The sequence below is a fragment of the Bradyrhizobium sp. SZCCHNS3016 genome (genome assembly GCF_032484535.1).
In the GTDB taxonomy this organism is placed as follows: domain Bacteria; phylum Pseudomonadota; class Alphaproteobacteria; order Rhizobiales; family Xanthobacteraceae; genus Bradyrhizobium.
Map to the genome: position 1 here is coordinate 483,689 of NZ_JAUETE010000003.1, position 19,231 is coordinate 502,919.

Annotated in this window: 18 protein-coding genes; 10 read left to right on the top strand and 8 right to left on the bottom strand. The window is 63.7% G+C overall.

The window, feature by feature from the left end; all coding sequences use genetic code 11:
• Positions 1-20: 20 nt before the first annotated feature.
• The 4 genes from QW881_RS09695 (at position 21) to QW881_RS09710 (ending at position 4,359) form a co-directional block, all read left to right on the top strand.
• Positions 21-1,007: an MDR family oxidoreductase gene (locus QW881_RS09695; protein WP_316158289.1), complete on the top strand. Its 987-nt coding sequence runs from the start codon at positions 21-23 to the stop codon at positions 1,005-1,007.
• Positions 1,008-1,121: 114 nt separating this feature from the next.
• The gene (locus QW881_RS09700; protein WP_315757072.1) at positions 1,122-1,805 is read left to right on the top strand and encodes a hypothetical protein; all 684 of its coding nucleotides are present in this window, start codon (positions 1,122-1,124) and stop codon (positions 1,803-1,805) included.
• A gap of 176 nt (positions 1,806-1,981) precedes the next feature.
• Positions 1,982-2,215 carry a DUF6894 family protein gene (locus QW881_RS09705; protein WP_315739975.1) on the top strand — a complete coding sequence of 78 codons (234 nt, stop codon included), beginning with the start codon at positions 1,982-1,984 and terminating at the stop codon, positions 2,213-2,215.
• Between the two features lie 455 nt (positions 2,216-2,670).
• Positions 2,671-4,359: a methyl-accepting chemotaxis protein gene (locus QW881_RS09710; RefSeq protein WP_315757073.1), complete on the top strand. Its 1,689-nt coding sequence runs from the start codon at positions 2,671-2,673 to the stop codon at positions 4,357-4,359.
• Positions 4,360-4,371: 12 nt separating this feature from the next.
• Here QW881_RS09710 and QW881_RS09715 read toward each other — a convergent pair whose 3' ends face one another.
• From QW881_RS09715 to QW881_RS09745, 7 genes are all read right to left on the bottom strand, one after another.
• Complete coding sequence (locus QW881_RS09715; protein ID WP_315757074.1) at positions 4,372-7,056, bottom strand: DUF2339 domain-containing protein; 2,685 nt, start codon at positions 7,054-7,056, stop codon at positions 4,372-4,374.
• Positions 7,057-7,249: 193 nt separating this feature from the next.
• On the bottom strand, positions 7,250-7,756 hold the full coding sequence (locus QW881_RS09720) for a tyrosine phosphatase family protein (RefSeq protein WP_315739978.1): 507 nt from the start codon (positions 7,754-7,756) through the stop codon (positions 7,250-7,252).
• 101 nt (positions 7,757-7,857) lie between these two features.
• A complete protein-coding gene (locus QW881_RS09725; RefSeq protein WP_315739979.1) occupies positions 7,858-8,082 on the bottom strand; it encodes a hypothetical protein in 225 nt (74 codons plus the stop codon).
• The gene (locus tag QW881_RS09730) at positions 8,079-8,318 is read right to left on the bottom strand and encodes a hypothetical protein (RefSeq protein WP_315717219.1); all 240 of its coding nucleotides are present in this window, start codon (positions 8,316-8,318) and stop codon (positions 8,079-8,081) included. Before QW881_RS09730 ends, QW881_RS09725 begins: the two co-directional genes overlap by 4 nt.
• A gap of 1 nt (position 8,319) precedes the next feature.
• Positions 8,320-8,937, bottom strand: a complete 618-nt coding sequence (locus QW881_RS09735; RefSeq protein ID WP_315757075.1) for an HD family hydrolase — start codon at positions 8,935-8,937, stop codon at positions 8,320-8,322.
• Positions 8,934-9,563, bottom strand: a complete 630-nt coding sequence (locus tag QW881_RS09740; RefSeq protein ID WP_315757076.1) for a DNA-3-methyladenine glycosylase I — start codon at positions 9,561-9,563, stop codon at positions 8,934-8,936. Before QW881_RS09740 ends, QW881_RS09735 begins: the two co-directional genes overlap by 4 nt.
• Positions 9,564-9,572: 9 nt before the next feature.
• Positions 9,573-10,457 carry a folate-binding protein gene (locus QW881_RS09745; RefSeq protein WP_316158290.1) on the bottom strand — a complete coding sequence of 295 codons (885 nt, stop codon included), beginning with the start codon at positions 10,455-10,457 and terminating at the stop codon, positions 9,573-9,575.
• 198 nt (positions 10,458-10,655) lie between these two features.
• Here QW881_RS09745 and QW881_RS09750 point away from each other — a divergent pair, with 198 nt between their 5' ends.
• Positions 10,656-11,990, top strand: coding sequence for a dihydroorotase (locus tag QW881_RS09750; RefSeq protein ID WP_315757115.1), 1,335 nt, complete (start codon positions 10,656-10,658; stop codon positions 11,988-11,990).
• Positions 11,991-12,122: 132 nt separating this feature from the next.
• On the opposite strand, the gene QW881_RS09755 is transcribed toward QW881_RS09750, so the two are convergent.
• A complete protein-coding gene (locus QW881_RS09755) occupies positions 12,123-12,641 on the bottom strand; it encodes a protein phosphatase CheZ (protein WP_316158291.1) in 519 nt (172 codons plus the stop codon).
• Positions 12,642-13,375: 734 nt separating this feature from the next.
• Between QW881_RS09755 and QW881_RS09760 the strand changes: the two genes are divergently transcribed.
• The 5 genes from QW881_RS09760 (at position 13,376) to QW881_RS09780 (ending at position 19,042) form a co-directional block, all read left to right on the top strand.
• Positions 13,376-13,819, top strand: coding sequence for a CBS domain-containing protein (locus QW881_RS09760; protein WP_316158292.1), 444 nt, complete (start codon positions 13,376-13,378; stop codon positions 13,817-13,819).
• 1,828 nt (positions 13,820-15,647) lie between these two features.
• Positions 15,648-16,049, top strand: a complete 402-nt coding sequence (locus tag QW881_RS09765; RefSeq protein WP_315705390.1) for a helix-turn-helix domain-containing protein — start codon at positions 15,648-15,650, stop codon at positions 16,047-16,049.
• On the top strand, positions 16,046-16,903 hold the full coding sequence (locus QW881_RS09770; protein WP_315757083.1) for an IS3 family transposase: 858 nt from the start codon (positions 16,046-16,048) through the stop codon (positions 16,901-16,903). Before QW881_RS09765 ends, QW881_RS09770 begins: the two co-directional genes overlap by 4 nt.
• Before the next feature lie 72 nt (positions 16,904-16,975).
• Complete coding sequence (locus tag QW881_RS09775; RefSeq protein WP_316196419.1) at positions 16,976-18,472, top strand: DUF1254 domain-containing protein; 1,497 nt, start codon at positions 16,976-16,978, stop codon at positions 18,470-18,472.
• Positions 18,473-18,859: 387 nt separating this feature from the next.
• Positions 18,860-19,042: a hypothetical protein gene (locus tag QW881_RS09780; RefSeq protein WP_316158294.1), complete on the top strand. Its 183-nt coding sequence runs from the start codon at positions 18,860-18,862 to the stop codon at positions 19,040-19,042.
• Positions 19,043-19,231 lie beyond the last annotated feature (189 nt).

The following is a 19,231-nucleotide window of genomic DNA, read 5'->3' on the forward strand; positions in this document are numbered from 1 at the left end:
AAAGCGCAGGGAGTGCCGCTGTGGGAACGTTCAAGGCGATCCGGATCGACAAGGCGGACAAGGGAACGACCGCGACGCTGACGCAGTTCGATGAAGCCGAGCTGATGGACGGTGACGTCACGGTCAAGGTCGAGTGGTCGGCGCTGAACTACAAGGACGGGCTGGCGCTGACCGGCAAGGCGCCGGTGGTCCGGCGCTTCCCGATGATCGCGGGGATCGATTTTGCCGGCACGGTCGAGCAGTCCAGCCATCCCGCCTGGAAGCCGGGCGATGCCGTGATCTGTACCGGCTGGGGCATGGGCGAGACCCATCTCGGCGCCTATGCCGAGAAGGCGCGGGTCAAGGGCGATTGGCTCGTCGGCCTGCCACAGGGCCTGTCGGCCCGGGATGCCATGGCCATCGGCACCGCCGGCTTCACGGCGATGCTGGCCGTGCTGGCCCTGGAGAAGCACGGGCTGACGCCGGCCAGCGGGGCGGTGGTGGTGACGGGCGCGGCCGGCGGCGTCGGCTCGGTGGCGACGGCTGTGCTCACCAAGCTCGGCTACCATGTGATCGCCTCGACCGGCCGCCTGGCCGAAGCCGACTATCTCAAGTCGCTCGGTGCCGCCGAAATCATCGACCGCAACGAGCTGTCCGGGCCGGCCAAGCCGCTGGCGAAGGAGCGCTGGGCGGGCGGCATCGACAGCGTCGGCTCGCATACGCTCGCCAACCTGCTGGCGATGACCCAATATGGCGGTGCCATCGCCGCCTGTGGCCTCGCTGCCGGCATGGATTTGCCATCGTCGGTGGCGCCGTTCATCTTGCGGGGCGTGTGCCTCCTCGGCATCGATTCGGTGATGTGCCCGCTGCCGGCGCGCAAGGCGGCCTGGCAGCGCCTCGCCACTGATTTGGATCGCGCAAAACTAGCTGAAATCACTCACGAAATTGCCTTGGACCAAGTGGCGTCGCTGGGGCCGCAGATTCTCGCGGGCCAGGTCCGCGGCCGTACGGTGGTAAGAATATCCTGAGGATGTTCAGACTTTTCAAACCATGCTGCTCCATTGTTGCCATGGTTGGTATGGTAAGCATGGGGTAAAGATACCGCCTTACCCGCTGCGTGGGGTTAAGTGGGAGTTTGATGCATGCTCGCGCGTATATTGCTGGGGACCGTGACTGCCGGTGCCGTGATTGCTCCTGCGGTTGCGGGTTCGATGACAGCCGACGAGGCCCGCAAATTCGTCGCCGGAAAGGTGTTCGCCTTCACCTGCGTTGACGGCACCCGTGGCGCGGGCCGCATCCTCGACGACATGGGCGCGGCGGGCGCGGTGCAGTTCTCCGGCTCTGGCCCGGTGCGTCACATCCGCCTGCCCGGCAACACCCTGCAGATTCGCGGCCAGAACGTTTGCGCTGCCATCAAGGGCATGCCGTTCGAACCGTGCTTCAACCTCGACAAGAAGGACGATCGCAGCTTCCGCGGTTCGGTCTCCGGGCTCGGCGCCTTCGCCTATTGCGACTTCCAGCACCAGGGCGGAGCCACCATGCTGATGGCGCGCGCCGTGGCGCGGCCGCGCGCCGCACGCGCTGCTGGACCCGCGGCTGACGGCTTGCACACCGAAGTGGCGGCGCGAGTCGAGACCCCGCGGGTGGAGCGCAGCAAGGTAGAACCCCTGAAGGCGGATCCTGCGAAGGCCGCCAAGGCGGAAAGTGCGAAGCCCGAAACCGCCAAGGCCGAAACCGCCAAGCCCGAAAACGCGAAGAGCGAAATTACCAGATCCGATAACGCGAAGTCGGATGCGGCGCCGGAGCTGCGTCGCTCGACCGATTAGTTGTTAGTTCACCGATTATTGAAAAACCAGTCCCCTATTAACATAGAGCAATATTTTAAGCTGACCGCACGTTAGTGGTCATTGCGCCGTAGTCGTACGGAATCTTAAATTCATGCCTCGGTAGTGACTCGTGTGCAGTTTGCAACCAGGGGGGTGGCCCACGAGAAAGGGTCGTTATGTCGCTTTATTTCTTCCGGATCAGCCAGGGCCGCTATTCTGGCGCTGCTGATCAGCCTTATGAATTCGCCAATCGGGAAACCGCCTGGAACGAGCTGACGGCTGTCTGCTCCGACCTGATCGGTGGCATCTCGAAGTCGTTGCAGCAGGGGGCCGAGTGGCAGATGGAGCTGCTCGACGAAGCCAAGCAGCCAGTGTTCCGGATCCGGCTGATGTCCGAAGCGGTCGGCTGAGTTCCAACTGTCCGGGTGATTGCGCCGCTGGCCATCGGATTCGAGGTCCGGTGCGCCGTGGCGCCAGTCCGCTGAGGGCGTGTTCTCCCTCCGTCACACTTCTCGTGCTCAGACGACGCTTGTGTTGCCGAACGCAGTTCGTGGTTTTGCTTCCACACGATCCGTCAACGGTATCGGGAGACCCGGTGCGTCGGGCGCCGGTTCCGGAGCACCGCGCCGTCCCTGAGGGCCATCATTTTACGCGCATTGTCAGTAATCTTACGGTTCCAGCATTAACCTCCGATAAGCCTGTTTCGCGCCCAATGAGGTCGTCAGAGACGACATGCGGGTTCGGAATTTTCGGAGCCCTCTGATCCTCTGACCTCGACCGCGCAGCGCAGCGCAGACCTGGATGTTCGGGCCGTCTCTGGCGCTGGTAGAACGCGGCCGAACCACGCAGTCAGCTGGGGTCCTCCGTGTCAACAATGTCCATTCGTACGAAGATCATTTCGGTCATCGCCTTCATGCTCTTCACCATGTGCGGGCTCGGCGTGCTCGCCGTCACCAGCATGCAGTCGATCAATGTCAACACGGTCGACATCGCCACCAACTGGTTGCCAAGCGTGCGCGCGATCGGCGAGCTGCGCGCCGACATCAACCTGCTGCGCATCGCCTTGCGCGCGCATGTGATGTCGGAGACGGCCGAGGCCAAGCAGGCCGCGGAGAAGCGCGTCAACGGAATCCTCGAGACGATCAACAAGGACCGCAAGACTTACGAGCCGATGATCACCTCGGCCGAGGAACGCGCGATCTACAACAACTGGGTGCAGTCCTGGGAGAAGTACGTCGTCGCCGTCAAGCAGGTGATGGATGAATCCAACAAGAGCGTCGGAAAGATTCCGCACGAGGCCACCGAAATGCTGGAAAAGTCGGCCGCGGCGATCGCGCGCGACGCCGACAAGTATTTCATCCAGGACATCGAGTTCAACAACAAGGGCGCCGACAACGCGACGCGGCAGGCTGCCGAGAGCTTCTCGCGCGCGATCTGGCTCGTGGTTTCGATCATTGCCGCCGCCGTCATCGCCGGCATCGCCGTCGGATTCTATCTCGTGCAGAACGTCTCGTCCGGCATCGCGTCGATCATCAAGCCGATGCAGGAGCTCGCCAAGGGCGATCTCGGCGCGGAAGTCACGCATCGCGGCGAGCCGACCGAGATCGGCGCCATGGCTGATACGCTGCAGGTGTTCAAGGAGGCGCTGATCGCCAAGAAGGAGGCCGATGAGCTCGCGGCACACGATGCCGAGGTCAAGATCGAACGCGGCCGGCGCGTCGACAATATCACCCGCCAGTTCGAGGCGACCATCGGCGAGATCGTGCAGACGGTGTCGTCGGCCTCGACCGAGCTCGAGCATTCCGCCGGCGCGCTGTCATCAACCGCGACGCGTTCGCAGGAGATCTCGACTGCGGTTGCGGCTGCTTCGGAGGAGGCTTCGACCAACGTGCAGTCAGTCGCGTCCGCGACGGAGGAGCTATCGTCGTCGATCACCGAGATCAGCCGCCAGGTGCAGGAATCGGCCCGCATGGCCACCGAGGCCGTCGACCAGGCGCGCATGACCAACGATCGCGTGAGCGAGCTGAGCAAGGCCGCGGCGCGGATCGGTGACGTCGTCGAACTGATCAACACGATCGCCGGCCAGACCAATCTGCTGGCGCTGAATGCGACCATCGAGGCCGCTCGTGCCGGCGAGGCCGGCCGCGGCTTCGCGGTCGTCGCGTCCGAAGTGAAGGCGCTGGCCGAGCAGACCGCCAAGGCGACCGACGAGATCGGCCAGCAGGTGTCCGGCATCCAGGCGGCGACACAGGAATCGGTCGGCGCCATCCGGGCGATCTCCACGACCATCGAGCGGCTGTCGGAAATCTCGTCGGCGATCGCGGCGGCCGTGGAAGAGCAGGGTGCCGCCACGCAGGAGATTTCGCGCAACGTCCAGCAGGCATCGGAGGGCACGCAGCAGGTTTCTGTGAACGTCGTCGACGTGCAGCGCGGCGCGACGGAAACCGGAACGGCCTCCACGCATGTGCTGGCCGCGGCGCAATCGCTGGCCTCGGACAGCGACCGGCTGAAGCGTGAGGTGGCGTCGTTCCTGGAGTCGGTGCGCGCGGCCTAATCCGACATGGCGCTACGCCGCCGGCTGAGCCGGCGGTGCCTGCTGCTGCCGTCGGAACAGCACTTTCTGGTACAGCCAGCCGATCGCGACCAGCACCAGCCCGAGCCCGATGAACGACAGCGCGCGCCACACGCCGGTCAGCGCCGACATGTCGATCAGGAAGGCCTTCAGGATCGTCAGCGCGATCACGATGGCGGACGCCAGACGGGCGCGTTGCGACTGCACGATGATTCCGATCCCGAGCAGCACCACGCCGAAGGCGAGCCAGGCGATCGAATAGGTGTACTGCTCGGCCGCGCTGGTCGGCCCTGCCGTCAGATCGGGGCCGTGATAGATCCGGCGGATCTCGAGGCTGACATAGGACAGCGCCAGGATCAGTGCGCCCGCGGCCAGCGTATTGCCATAGGCCGGCGGACGGCGGCCTGCGACCGCGTAGGACAACAGCAGCATCAGCACCGCCGGGAACGCATAGGCCAGGATCAGGATGTTGAGCAGGCCGCCCTTGATCGCGACATCCGAGATCATCGGGTTCTCGAGCAGCAGCAGCCCGAGCACGGTGGCGCCGCCGGCAAAGCCGGTCAGGATCACGGCGCTGATGTTGTGCACGATGCTGCCGCTGCGCTCCCGCAGCCGCTCCAGCCCGATCGCCAGCGCCAGGGCCACGCAGACGTCGAGTCCCACTTCGGCGAGCGACGGCACCGCCAGCATGTCGCCGTCATTGACGGCGTGGCGGATCTCCAGGAAGGCGAGCAGGGTCGTGAACAGGATCGCGGCGGCCTCGACCGCGCGCAGCGGCGCGTCGTCGCCATGGCGGCGCATCAGATAGCTCGCGCCCCAGAACGACACCGCCGGCACGCCGTAGCCCCACAGCAGCCAGTTGACGATCGGCGTGGTGCCGACATCGGCGCCGACGATGCGCGGATCATAGCCGATGCGCAGCACCACGAGCCCGGCAAAGACCGCCGCGAGCGTGCGCAGGAACGGGATCGGCCGCCTCTCGAAGATCCATGCGGTGCCGAGCGACATCAGCGCCAGCGCGATCGTCAGCCAGCCCTTCTCCAGCGCGAAGGTCAGCGCCAGCGCCAGCGCGGCCAGCGTGCCGGTCGCGAACAATGCGATCGAGGCGCTGAGGCCCGGACGCTCCTCGCGCCGGGTCAGCGCCTCGGTGGCGACGGCAAACGCGGCGGCGAGCACGACGGCGACGATCGCGAACGGAATCGAGCGGTCGAGATGGGCGATGCGCGCATAGAGCGCGACAAGAAGCGCCAGCGGCGTGAACACGCCGGCCGCCGACCACACCACCGGCACGACCGCGTTGTGCGAGCGGCCCTGCGCCAGGAAGCCGGCGCCGCCGAAGCCGAGCGCGAAGATCGCCGCCGTCACCAGATGCGACGTGACCGATGCGCCGAGCGGGTTCGGCCCCATCCCGGGCAACGCGCCGCCCGGCAGCACCAGCAGGTCCGGATTGTCGCGCAGCGCCCATTCGGCGAATACCAGGAACACGGTGGCCGCCGCAGCGGCGACCGCGCCGACGGCGCTCGGCGCGCGCCAGGCGACCGCGAGCGTCGCCGCGACCAGCACGGTGAAGCCGATCAGCGCCAGACCGTCATGGAAGCTCGCCAGCACGACCAGCATGGCGCCGAGCAGATAAACCGCCAGGCCGACGGATGAGATCGGCTCGACCTCGTCGTTCTCGGCGGCGGGTCCGAACATGAAGCCGCAGACCACGATCAGCGCGGCCAGCGCGAAACCAACCGCGACGTGGAAGACATGCGGCGCCACCGCCTCGACGCCCGCGTCGAGTCCGGGCAAGGTCCACAGGAACGACAGCCCGATCGTGGTCATCGCGAGCCAGCGCCACAGCCGCACGCGGGCCAGCGCAAAGGCGGCGGCGGTGACGATGGCGAGGTAGATGTACAGCGCCCAGTAGTTCGGTTCGCCGGTCGACACCAGCACCGGCGTCGTGAACGCGGCGACCAAACCGAGCCCGGCGAGCGCCGGGCCATGCAACAGCGCCGCCGCCAGCGTGCCCAGCGCGACGATGCCGAGCAGCACGAAGGCGATCGCGGGCGGCAGGAAGTCGTACAGCGCGTAGGCCGCGTAGATGGTGGCGAAGGCGACCGCCGTGCCGGCCGCGGTCAGGATCGCCGGAATGTTGGCGATCGGCAGCGCTGCGATCTGCGAGATGCTCTCCTTGCGCCGCGTCCATTCGCCGGCCGCGAGCAGCGCGGCCGCAAACAGCGCGCCGAGTGCGACGCGCACCTCGGGGCCGACGAGGCCGGCCTCGATCGAGTAGCGCACCATGAAGAAGCCGCCGAGCGCCAAGGTCAGCCCGCCGATCCACACCACCCAGCGGGTGCCGATGCGCTCCTCGAAGCCGGCCGCAGGCTGCGGCACGGGTGACGGGGACGCGAGCGGCGGCGGCTGTTCGGCCGCGTCGTCGCTCGCCATCGCCACGGGCTGGAGAGCAGGCTCGGTCAGCTCCGGCAATGGCGGCGGCATTGGCGGGGCTTCAGCGGGCTCCTGAAGCGGGCTTAGCGGCGGCGCGACCACCGGCGCAGCCGCGATCGGGCGTGCCGCCTCGAGCTTGGCCAGCCGGGCCTGGACCTCGGCCAGGCGATCGGAAATCCGGCGCGCGAAGGCGAGCGCCGCGAACGCGACCAGCAGCGCGATCCAATCCAGGGGCCAATCGAACATCACGCGGGGAATCCTCAATCGATGGCGCCGGTGGGCGTCAGGGGTGGAAGGTGCCGGCCTTCGGGTGGACCGCTGGCGCAGCGAATCGGCCGACGGCCCGCGGCGGGTCGCCCGATGGCCGTCGTTCCCTCTGTGTCAAACCGTGGAACATAAGTTCAAAGCGCACCGGTACTCGGCTGCGCCGCGTCGCAACTCAGTCCAGATCGATCCGGAATGGCGCGCTGTCGACCATCATGGCGCCGGGCCCGATCGCGTCCAGCGCGCGCACCATGCGCCCCTGGCGGCCCAGTGCCCTGTCGGCCAGGCTGACGATCAGCCGGTTCGGCGAGGCGATCGGCGAGGCCTGGCGGATCGCCCAGGCGATATCGAGCTCGTCGCGATTGGGGTTGAGCGCGCAGGCCGTGGCGAAGGCGCTCGCGGTGGAGCGGCTGATGCCGGCATAGCAGTGGATCACCAGCGGCGCCGCGCGATCCCAGCCGCGGACGAACTCCAGCACCTGGGCGACGTGATCCTCGCTCGGCGCCATGAAGCCCGGAAGCTGCTCGGTGATGTCGTCGACCGAGACCCGCAGATGGTTTTCGGGGCGGATCGTCTCCGGCCGCTTCACCTGCTCGACATTGGCCATGATGGTCAGCACGTGGCTGGCGCCGGTCAGGCGCACGGTCTCGGGCAGGGCGGCGAGTGAGCAGACATGGATCATGGGAGGCCTTTGGAGGCCCGATTATACGAATGGGGGCACAAGGGCAAAAGCGGGATTTGGATGTCTGCTGTCAGGCTGGCGCATATATGCGCCGACAGCCCTCAGCGCGTGTTCTTGAGCTGCCGCAGCTCCTGGCGAACCAGATGGGCCTTGCCTTCGATCTCCGCGTTCAGCCGCTCGAGATGATCGAGGAGCCGCTCACGGTTCTGGGGGGCGATCTCGACCGGTTTCTCGGACCAGGGCCGGCGCACGAAGAGGGCCACGATGGCGACGGCCAAGGCGGTCAGAAGCGGAAAGCTCAGGGCAACGAGCTGGTGCAGGGTCATCGAAGACCTCCCAGGATCCACTGACCCAGCAAATGTATGAGCACTCCGGTGATAATGCAAACGACGCCCGACCCGTAGATCAGGCCCGCGGGGGTGCTGGGCGGCAGCACCCCATAGACGAACTGGGCAAGCGGCACGAACGTCCCGGCGGTGACGATGGCCGTCGCCAGCGTGTTGACCCAGTTGGCCGCCAGCTTCAGCCGTTCATTGCGGCGTTCGTCCGGCGTCAGCGGCATCTCAGCACGACCCCAGCACCGCGTGGAAGCGGGTCAGGAACTGCTTCTCGGCCTTGGCCGCGCTCCAGGGCGTCAGATAGTCCGTCACGGTGGCGTCCGGCAGGCCGGGGTCGCGACCGAACAGCTTCTTCGCCTCGCTCTCCGAGAAGCCGGCCAGCCGGGTCGCCTCCAGAAAAGCGGCGCCGCGGTCGGCCGCCTTGATCTGGCGCTCGATCTCCGGAGCAATCTCGGCCGGCAGGCCGAAGCGGATGTGGATGGCGCCGAGCAGCCGCTTCTCGACTGATTTGTAGCCGTCGCCGAGCACCGCCTTGAATGGCGAGATCATGTCGCCGATGACGTATTCCGGCGCATCGTGCAGCAGCGCGGCGAGCCGCAGCCGGGCATCGATGTTCGGCTTGCGCGCGCGCATCACCGTCTCGACCAGCAGCGTGTGCTGTGCGACCGAGAAGATGTGCGCGCCGGTGGTCTGGCCATTCCAGCGCGCGACACGCGCGAGCCCATGGGCGATGTCGGCGATCTCGACATCGAGTGGCGATGGGTCGATGAGGTTGAGCCGCCGGCCGGACAGCATGCGCTGCCAGACGCGGTCGTGCCCGCTCGGGGCCTTGTCAGTCGTCATTTGGGAGGCTTGAGGCGTGGGGTGCGGCGCTTGCCGCTGCAGGTCTCGTGGCAGAAGCAGGTGACGAGATGGTCGTTGACCATCCCAGTCGCCTGCATGAAGGCGTAGACGATCGTGGGACCGACGAACTTGAAGCCGCGCGAGGCCAGCTCTTTCGAGATCTTGATCGACAGCGGCGTCGAGGCCGGCACGCTCGCGGTGGTCTTGAACGCATTGACCTTGGGCGTGCCGTCCATGAAGTTCCACAGCAGCTTCGAGAAGCCGGGACCCTTGTCCTGGATGTCGAGCCAGGATTTCGCGCTGAGAATCGTCCCTTCGATCTTGGCACGGTTGCGCACGATGCCGGCATCGTTCATCAGCGCGTGGATCTTCTTGTCGGAATAGCGCGCGATCTTCTCCGGCTGGAAATCATCGAAGGCGCGGCGGAAATTGTCACGCTTGCGCAGGATCGTGATCCACGACAGCCCGGCCTGGAAGCCGTCGAGGATCAGCTTCTCGAACAGCGCGCGGTCGTCATATTCCGGCACGCCCCACTCGGTGTCGTGATAGGCGACGTAGAGCGGATCGCTGCCCGGCCAAGGGCAGCGCGTCAGGCCATCGGGATGGACGACAGCAGCGCGACCCATGAGACCGGCTCAGGCGACCGTCTGTTTCGGCGCGCCCTGCAGCGCGTCGGGATCAGCGATGCGTAGAACGAGGCCGCCGGCGGTGAGCGGCGTTCCCGCCTCCAACGCCTCGGCGGCGCGGTCGATGCGCAGCAGCGCCATGCCCTTCTGCGCGGCGGCCGAGCCCATGGTGCCGACGGACTTGTCGCCGGCCAGAATCGGCGTGCCCGGCTCGGGACTCGGCCCGTCGAGCAGCACCTTCGCCGCGCGCGTGCGCGTGGTGCCGCGATGATGCATGCGGCTCACGACCTCCTGGCCGACATAGCAGCCCTTGCCGACGTCGACGCCGTGCAGCCGGTCCATGTTGGTCTCGTGCGGGAAGGCGTCGCCATACATGAAGTCGAGCCCGCCGCGCGGCACGCTGCAGTCGATGCGATGCGCCTCATAGGCGTCGGAATCGACGATCTCGGTCCCGAGCCGTGCGGCGATCTCCGCGAGCGCCTCCTGCGGCGCAATGACGCGCGCGCCGAGGCTCTCATGACGCGGATCGGTGAAGCTCGGCTCCGGCGTGGCGCCGATGGCGCCATCCCAGACCGCGATCACGCCGAGCTCTCCGGAGAGATTGCTGACCGCGACCTTGGCCCTGAGCTTGTAGAGGTTGAGCTTGTCGGTGAGCGCCTGCGCCAGCGCGCGCGGACAGTCGAGCAGGAAGCGCTCGCCGGCGTCGGTCGCCGGCACCTGTGCCACCAGGAAATCAACGATGATCTTGCCCTGCGGCGTCAGCAGCGCGCCGAACCGGGCATCGCCAGGCGTGAGCTTGGTGACGTCGGTGGTGAAGAGACCGTTGAGGAACTTGCGTGCATCGTCGCCGCTGACCTGGACCACGCCCCGGTCGTCGAGAAACGTCGCCTTCATCCGAAAAACCTCTTGCGACAGGCCGCACTGAAACGTATGCCGCCCAGGCATAAACCACAAGGCTGAAACGCCGCCGCGCGGTGGCTTCATTCTAAAGATCGAGACTCGCGTGCCACCGGAGGCCAGCAAATGGGCAGGCGCGCAGCATGATCGATCTGTCTTGGGGCGGTCAGGAGAATGAAATCCTATGAGGGCTTCATGAGCGCGCGCTTCGACGTCATTCTGAAATCCGGCACCGTGGTCAATCAGGACGGCGAGGGTGTCCGCGACATCGGCATTTCAGGCGGACGTATTGTCGAGATCGGCGATCTCGGCACAGCCTCGGCCGCCGAGATCATCGACTGCAAGGGCCTGCACGTGCTGCCCGGCGTGATCGACACCCAGGTGCATTTCCGCGAGCCTGGTCTCACTCACAAGGAGGACCTCGAAACCGGCTCGCGCAGCGCCGTGATGGGCGGCGTCACCGCCGTGTTCGAGATGCCCAACACCAATCCGCTGACGGTGACCGAAGAGGCGTTCGCCGCCAAGGTCGCTGCCGGCCGCCATCGCATGCATTGCGATTTCGCCTTCTTCATCGGCGGCACCCGCGAGAACGTCGAGCAGCTCCCGGTGTTGGAGCGCGCCGAGGGCTGCGCCGGCGTGAAGGTGTTCGTCGGCTCCTCCACCGGCTCGCTGCTGGTCGAGGACGACGACAGCCTTCGCCGCATCTTCCAGGTGATCCGCCGCCGTGCCGCGTTCCACGCCGAGGACGAGTACCGCCTCAACGAGCGCAAGGACCTGCGCGTCGAGAACGATCCGCGCTCGCACCCGGTGTGGCGCGACGAGGAGGCGGCGCTGCGCGCCACGCAACGTCTCGTCACCCTCGCGCACGAGACCGGCAAGCGCATCCACGTGCTGCACATCTCCACCAAGGAGGAGATCGTGTATCTGCGCGACCACAAGGACGTCGCCACCGTCGAGGCGACGCCGCATCATCTCACCTTGGCGGCGCCGGAGTGCTACGAGCGGCTCGGCACCTACGCGCAGATGAATCCGCCGGTGCGCTCGGCCGATCATCGCGACGTCATCTGGTGGGGCGTCCACCAGGGCATCGTCGACATACTAGGCTCCGACCACGCGCCGCACACCGCGGAGGAGAAGGCCAAGACCTATCCGGCCTCGCCCTCCGGCATGACCGGCGTGCAGACGCTGGTGCCGATCATGCTCGACCACGTCAACGCCGGTCGCCTGTCGCTGGCCCGCTTCGTCGATCTCACCAGCGCCGGCCCCGCCCGCATCTACAACATCGCCCGCAAGGGCCGCATCGCCGCCGGCTACGACGCCGACCTCACCATCGTGGACCTCAAGCGCAGCGAGACCATCACCAACGAATGGGTCGCCTCGAAAGCCGGCTGGACGCCCTATGATGGCCTACGCGTCACCGGCTGGCCGGTCGGCACGTTCGTCCGCGGCCAGCGCGTGATGTGGCAGGGCGAGCTGCTGACGCCAGCGATCGGCGAGCCGGTACGCTTCATGGAGACGCTGCGGCCGTAACGGCGCTGCGCGTTAGTTTGCTCCGTCATTGCGAGCGCAGCGACGCAGTCCAGAGTCCCTGCGCGGCCCTGGATTGCTTCGTCGCTCTGCTCCTCGCAATGACGCGGAGCGGGCATCACGCCTGGCCGTCGTTCACGCGAACAGCTTGTCGATGTCGTCCTGGGAAATCGCCACGCCCGGCCGCTTCGGGCCCTCCATCAAGTCCGGGGCGCTTGGGGCAGCAAGCTCGGTGGCCAGCCGCGCCAGCTCCTCTTTTCCCCAGATGCGGACGAGCTTGTTGATGTGGTCCTCCATGAACTGCAGCGACTTGACCACGCGAGTGATCCGCTGCCCCGTGAGGTCCTGAAACGCGCACGCCTCGAACACCTTGTTCGTGCTATCGACGATCTCGTCGCAGACCGCTGTGGCAGTCGGGTCTTTGACTTTCTGCAACTTCGCGACGCTGGCGCCGATCGCCTCCATGCTTTCGAGGATCGCGTTCCCGGCTGTCTCCGTATTCTCGACGATCGCGTCGAGGGTGTCGGTCATCGTCGCGAAACTGCCCTTGCCGTCGCCTTGAAGAGCGGCGAGTTCGCGCCGCATGCTGCTAATCTGGCCGAACATCTCGACCAGGTAGGTTTTCAGCAACCTCTCTTCTTCCGGCGCAATCATCAGAAATCCCCGACTTTTCCTTAACGTTTCCTTGCCAATTCTTCACGCGGCAGTTGCAAACCCCGGCCTGCGCTTCTGTGAAGGCATTTCGGATTTCGCTTCGGCGGTGACCGGCTCGCGACGCGGCTATCGAGATTTCGCGTAAGCTCGAAACGGCACTGTGGTCAGGTAGGTGAAGATCAGCGACCCATTTTTGCCCGTTTTCGTTAAGGGCGCATGTTCATTCCCGTCAAAGCCTTCAAATTGCTTTGTGAAGAGTTTCCGAGCGACATGGCTGCCGAGGGAGGCCATTGGGCAGTTCTCGGTCTGCTGTCGGTTTCCGCGACGCCGGGACGGCCCTTGGGGCCTGGATGAGTGAGCGGGCGTCACGACAGGAGGCAGGCGGCGGCGGCCGGCCAAAATGAATGCGAATGTCCGCTGCCAGGGACGACGCGGACGTGGGGGAGAAATTCCAGCACGCCGCCTCTTGACCCAGAGCTCTCCACTGACCGCAATCGTCGATCGACTTGCGTTTTGCCGAGCAACATTTTTGCCGGCACCCGATGGTTCCGCTCTCGGGGACGATCTGACCTCTGCAATCCCAGGAATCGATAGGCCGCCTGTGACCCCGATCATCGTTCGGTCCACGGCCAGGCGCACCGCATCGGCGAGGCGCTGACGAAGCCGGATATTTCGACTATCCTGCCATCCGGACCATCAAGGCGGGGCAGGACGGGGTCCAGGAGGGGACATCGATGAGCACAGTAAGAAGCGCGCTGGCCCAGAAGAGTGGCGCCGTGATCCATGTTCGTTCCGGGGACATGGTCGTCGAAGCCTTGCGCCAGATGCGCGACAACCGGGTCCGGTCGGTGCTCGTCATCGACGACGGCGCGCTGGTCGGCATCGTGACGCAGGGGGACTGCGCCATCAAAGTGCTGCTGCCCGGGCTCGACGCCAAGCAGACGCCGGTGGGTCAGGTGATGACGGGCAACCCGGTGACGGTCAAGCCGGACCACCGGCTGGACAGTTGCATGGCGATGATGGCTCAACGTGGCTTTCGCCATCTGCCGGTGCTGGACGCGGGCAAGGTCGTGGGCGTGATCTCGGTCGGGGACGTCGTCAAGAACATCATCCGGGACTTGGAGCACAACGTGGACGACCTGATGGGCTACATCATGAAGGATGGCCCCGGGGGGTGACGGACGAACGTGGTGCCGTCGCTCTCCGCCTATGTCTGCTTGTGACCCGGAGCGGACTTGCGCGTGGCTCGCCGAACGTTCTTCACGATCCGCTTGGACGGCGGATCTTGGTTCTCGGACTTCTGCCCGCAATTCTGTCTTACAGGCGCTGATTCCGGGCAGGCAGACCAGGCGCTATGTTGGCGCGAGAAATGGCTTTCCCTTCGACCGATGTGAAAACTCTCGGTCGATGTCGCCTTTCAATCGCACGCTACTATTTTCGATGCCATACAGTCGCCGTTCGGATACCACCTAATGCACTGGTAACATTTCTTCGTCGACCCTGGGCAACCAACTACGCCCCCGTTGTTGGTGTTGCACGATCCAGTCGGCGGACAAACTGACTCGGTGAGAATGCACCGTCCATTGTTGTCACGCTCAACACATTCAATATGGCAGGCCTTCTTTTTGGCCGCCATGACAGGCGAGGAGCCGAGACCCGCGGCGATCGAAAGAGCGGCGACCGAAAACACAATTCGCAGGATCAATCGCATACTACCCTCCTACACGTGTCTGGTTATTATAAAGAGATTGCTAAATTGCTTCTTTGATCTGGCGCAACTTATGCGCGATCATCATCCTGCGCCTAATCATAACCTGCGATGAGGAGCAATGCGCACGGACGCCAGAAATTAAAGGCGCACGAGTATGTACAGTATCGGTATTTCCAACGTACCGGCACATGCTCCCCACAGGTTTATGAACGATTTGCCCTTCCAGGCGACCGCACGTCAGGTCCTGGCCCGGTCCGGACCTTCCGGTCTGCATCCGCGATGTCGGCTTCCCGGCCTCGACCGGACAGACATTCCTTCACACCCGCCGAGTTCAGGAAGCGTTCTGGCATCGCCAGTCTGTTTCCGTGCGCCGGGGCGACACTGCCTTAGCGAAGGCCGCCGCCAAAATTTGAATTGGTGGGCGTCCTGATTTGTTAACGACCGCTGCTATGACATCACTAAGGTTAGTTTCTAGGTGATCGCTATGAGCATTTTGGTGAAGACGTTTTGCTGGATCGTGGCCTTGTCCGCTTGGTGCGGAGCAATGTGGAGCAATTTTCGCGCCGGCCAGCAACTACGCGCAGCGGGCTATAGCGTTTGGACCTTAAGTACGAGAGCCCGTTTCAATGCCTGGAAGGGAGCAAACATTGTGCTCTTCCTGAGTTGTTCCGCAATATTTGCTGCGGCAGTTTTGGTACTAATTTCGATACAATAGGCCAGAAGTCCCCTCCTCGAATGTCTCCTGTTGGCCTATCTCGGACCTTCCGATCGGCCCTGGCTGAGGTTGGCTGCTGGGGCTCAACCGGAAGTAAGCGCCCGCAGCAGCTTAGGGCAGCTTTTGACCTATTTCGGACATTGAGCTTTGACCTGTTGATCTGGGTCAACACGAAGATCGGTTTTATTGGAGTTAATTGTTTTAAACGAAGGAGGCGAAAATGAAGCTCTCATTCGCAATAGCGGCTACGCTACTGATAACTGGGTTCGTAGCCGCGAGCACCGAGACTGCACATACGTTGACTATCCAGCCAATTGCGTCGTACGGCCGGGCGTAGTGCTGAGGCCGCGACCCGTTGCACGACAAGCGGTGGTGGGTGCTGGCACTGTAAATCGCGGCGGTCCGGTCAATCGCGCTGGCAGACGTTGACCCGTCAATTTGCGAGATTTGTAGCCTCGCCCGAACCCCAAGATCGGATTTCCGCAGAGCTGCTTATAAACTCAAAATCTTTCAAGGCGGTGGACTGCACCCCTTAAGTGAGACACGATAATTTCTGTGACAGGCATTTCGAGGATGACCTGTGGCAGCAAGAGGGAAGAACCGTCAGTTTCCGACGGCTTACAAACTGAAGGCGATCAAGCGCGTCGAGCGAGGCGAAGGCGTTCTGCCTGTGGCTCGCGAGCTTGGGATATCTCGCAAGATCCTGCATGACTGGATCAAGGCCTGGAAGGCGCAAGGACCTGAGGGATTGAACCGCAAGCGAGGGCCGAAGCCCGGCCCCCGGAAGCTCAAAGCTACGGCAACCTATGACGACAAGCGGTCTGCGCTGACGCGCGCAAATGCTCGCATCGCCGAACTCGAACGGCTTGTCGGCCGTCAGCAGATGGATCTCGATTTTTTTCGGCAAGCCTTGCGCGCATTGGAGCGGCCGGCAGCGCAAGGCGGACCCGCACCCGCATCATCGAAGTCATCCAAGCCATGACATCGGAGGCAACGGAGTCCCACGCCGACGTGCAACGGCTCTGCGGTCTGGCCGGCCTGCCACGCGCGACCTATTACCGGCATCTCAACAAACGCAGTCGTGAGACTGCCGACTGCGAGCTGCGCGACCAGATCCAACGCATTTGCCTGAAGCATCCGTTCTACGGCTACCGGCGCGTGACGGCCACCATCCGACGTAAAGGCATGGTCGTTAATGCTAAGAAGGTGCTCAGGCTCATGCGCGAGGACAATCTTCTCGCACAGCGCAAGGCGCCATTCCTGAAGCCGCCTGCAGAGCGACCAAGGGACATTGTCGTGGTGCCCAATCTGGTGCGCGGCCTGGTGCCGTCCGCTCCCGATCAGATCTGGGTCGCAGACATCACCTACGTCCATCTCGCCACGACCTTCGCCTACCTCGCGGTCATCCTCGATGCCTTCTCGCGCAAGGCGGTTGGCTGGGCCTTCGAGAACACGCTCAATGCCTCGCTCGCGATTGCAGCATTGAACAAGGCCATCGAGGCCCGCAAGCCGCAACGCAGCAGCCTGATCCACCATTCCGACCGCGGCGTGCAATACGCGTCAATCGCCTATCGCCAAATATTAGCGGATCGCGACATCACGATCAGCATGAGCAGGCCGGGCAACCCCTTCGACAACGCCAAGGCTGAGAGCTTCATGAAGACGCTCAAGGCCGAGGAGGTCAACGGCAAGGCGTTCTCCGACATAAGAGACGCTCGCCGCCGGATCGATAGCTTCATTGCGGATGTCTACAACAAGGAGCGCCTGCACTCGGCGCTCGGCTATCGATCGCCTATTGAGTTCGAAGCCGCGTTCGCGCAAAACAAGGCACGATAGTCGTCGTGGCAACCCCACTGTCACAGAAATTATCGTGTCTCACTTAAGGGGGGCAGTCCAGCGGGCCGCACCATGAAATTAGTGACATCAGTGATTTTTGCGCTGTCTTTCGTGGCGCTCTCGGCAATTCCGCTCAACGCCCAGCAATACAAGATGCAAACGCCGATACCGCCAGGCGTCGCAATCCCGGACAAGGTGGAGACCCGCTTTGGGACGCTGAACTTCTTCGACGGTTTTCCCGACGATGCGACCGTGGAAAAGCTCTACGACAATCTGGATTTCCAACACGCCGTCCAGGCCTACATGTTGGCGCTGGCTCCAGTGAACCAGTTGGCAAATCGGAAGGGCATCGCGGAACTGGGTCCGTTCAATCTAACGGTGCCGATCTTCGAGGATAGGATGGACTCGAAGTCGCTTTTTCTCACCCCGAACAACAACACGCCGTACACTTGGTTTTGGCTCGACCTGCGCGACGGGCCTCTGGTGCTCGAAGTGCCTCCCAATGTGCTCGGCCTCATCAACGACATGTGGTATAATTTTGTTACTGATGTCGGGCTCGTCGGGCCGGACAAGGGTCAGGGCGGCAAGTACCTGATCCTGCCGCCCGGCTACAAGGGCGAGGTGCCGAGCGGATTTTTTGTCGTGAAGCCGGCGACGTTCAGCGTCTGGGTTCCGTGGCGCTCATTCCTCGTGAACGGCGATCCGAAGCCAGGCGTCGACTTGGTCGAACAGCACACGCGAATCTATCGCCTGAAAGATGCTGCCAATCCGCCAAAACTCAATTTCGTGCATGTTTCCGGTAAAGCATTTAGCACGCTGGCGCCGGGAGATTATCCCTTCTGGGAGTATCTGAATCAGGTTGTGCAGGAGGAGCCGACGGATACAGTCGACCCGGTCACACTCGGCCTCTACGCAGCGGTCGGCATCCAGAAGGGTAAGCCCTTCGCGCCCGATGCACGGATGAAAAAAATTCTGACCGAAGCCGCCTTGGTAGGTGACGCCACCGCCCGTGCGATCAATGGCCGGTTGCGGATCAAGGAAAGCTACTATTATCCCAACAGCGCGTGGCGAACGGGCTTCTTCGGTGGCTACAAGTTCGAAGAAAACGGCGCGCGTATTCTCGATGCCTACTCGGCATTCTTCTTCTACGCGACCGGCGTGACACCGGCGATGGATTCCAAGTCGGTTGGCGAGGGATCGCAATATATGGCCGCGTTCGTTGATAGCCAAAACAAGCCACTCGATGGCGGAAAAAACTACAAGCTGCACCTGCCACCAAATATCCCGGTCAAGCAATTTTGGTCGGTCATCCTCTACGACAATCAGACCCGCTCCATGCTGCAGACCGACCAGCGTTGGCCAGCCGCAACTAGCCAGAACCCGAAACTCTTGCCGAACGCGGACGGGTCAGTGGACATCTATTTCGGGCCCAAGGCGCCGGCTGGGAAGGAGAACAACTGGGTGCAGACCATCCCCGGCAAAGGATGGAACACGCTCCTGCGCCTCTACGGCCCGCTCCAGCCGTGGTTCGACAAAACTTGGCGTCCCGGCGAGATTGAGCCGATATAGCAAGAAGGAGGTCCGAGCTTCGACTCGCCTCTTCATTTCCGCTTATGGCCCATCTAGGACCTTCCGATCGGCCCTGGCTGACGTCGGCTGCTGGGGCTCAACCGGAAGTAAGCACTCGCGGGAGCGGAGGGCTGCTTTTGATCCTTAGCTGACGTATCGCGGCCACCAGCCCCCCCCACATTCCCCAGCGCTTGCGTGAACTGGGCTCGTGTCTACGCAAACAGTGGCATTCTGATTACAGCTCAATTGAATTGCGCCCAAGTTGAGGTGCGTCGGGGCGCGGACTCAACTTCCTCTGCTGAGTGCTTACGTGGGATGTTGATATAGACCTCCTCCGGGACATCAACGGAATGCTGACTTCGGCGTCCGCGAGTGAAGGCTCAATCTATGGACACCGTCTACGTGATCCTGCTGATCGCGACCCTCGTTCTCGGGTTTGTCGCAACCGTCCTATGGGGGCCGGACTTCGAGTGGTTTGGGCGCGATGTTGAGGCCGCCTACATCTTCAAGCTGGTCGGCATCGGGCTGATCGTGTTCTTCTTAATCGCGATCACCTTCGGCCTCATTTGAGACCTCACAAACCCGGACGGCGCGGCGTCCTAGAGGAGCAGCAGAGGCTCAAGTCGATGGCGGAAGCCGGAAGTCGACCAGACGAAATCGCCGCCGCACTCCAGCGTGGCAAAGCATCCGTCCGTGTTCGAGCTTGGCAACATCGCGCTGCGGCTAGTTACAATAAAAGCGGAACTAGATTGCTCGCCT

Excerpts from the sequence above, each read along its gene's own strand:
- QW881_RS09750 (WP_315757115.1), top strand. The coding sequence starts at position 10,656 with ATGAGCGCGCGCTTCGACGTCATTCTGAAATCCGGCACCGTGGTCAAT.
- QW881_RS09725 (WP_315739979.1), bottom strand. The coding sequence starts at position 8,082 with ATGACCCTGCACCAGCTCGTTGCCCTGAGCTTTCCGCTTCTGACCGCC.
- QW881_RS09715 (WP_315757074.1), bottom strand. The coding sequence starts at position 7,056 with ATGTTCGATTGGCCCCTGGATTGGATCGCGCTGCTGGTCGCGTTCGCG.
- QW881_RS09780 (WP_316158294.1), top strand. The coding sequence starts at position 18,860 with ATGGACACCGTCTACGTGATCCTGCTGATCGCGACCCTCGTTCTCGGG.
- QW881_RS09730 (WP_315717219.1), bottom strand. The coding sequence starts at position 8,318 with ATGCCGCTGACGCCGGACGAACGCCGCAATGAACGGCTGAAGCTGGCG.
- QW881_RS09755 (WP_316158291.1), bottom strand. The coding sequence starts at position 12,641 with ATGATTGCGCCGGAAGAAGAGAGGTTGCTGAAAACCTACCTGGTCGAG.
- QW881_RS09735 (WP_315757075.1), bottom strand. The coding sequence starts at position 8,937 with ATGACGACTGACAAGGCCCCGAGCGGGCACGACCGCGTCTGGCAGCGC.
- QW881_RS09775 (WP_316196419.1), top strand. The coding sequence starts at position 16,976 with ATGAAATTAGTGACATCAGTGATTTTTGCGCTGTCTTTCGTGGCGCTC.
- QW881_RS09770 (WP_315757083.1), top strand. The coding sequence starts at position 16,046 with ATGACATCGGAGGCAACGGAGTCCCACGCCGACGTGCAACGGCTCTGC.
- QW881_RS09760 (WP_316158292.1), top strand. The coding sequence starts at position 13,376 with ATGAGCACAGTAAGAAGCGCGCTGGCCCAGAAGAGTGGCGCCGTGATC.
- QW881_RS09700 (WP_315757072.1), top strand. The coding sequence starts at position 1,122 with ATGCTCGCGCGTATATTGCTGGGGACCGTGACTGCCGGTGCCGTGATT.
- QW881_RS09720 (WP_315739978.1), bottom strand. The coding sequence starts at position 7,756 with ATGATCCATGTCTGCTCACTCGCCGCCCTGCCCGAGACCGTGCGCCTG.
- QW881_RS09705 (WP_315739975.1), top strand. The coding sequence starts at position 1,982 with ATGTCGCTTTATTTCTTCCGGATCAGCCAGGGCCGCTATTCTGGCGCT.
- QW881_RS09745 (WP_316158290.1), bottom strand. The coding sequence starts at position 10,457 with ATGAAGGCGACGTTTCTCGACGACCGGGGCGTGGTCCAGGTCAGCGGC.
- QW881_RS09740 (WP_315757076.1), bottom strand. The coding sequence starts at position 9,563 with ATGGGTCGCGCTGCTGTCGTCCATCCCGATGGCCTGACGCGCTGCCCT.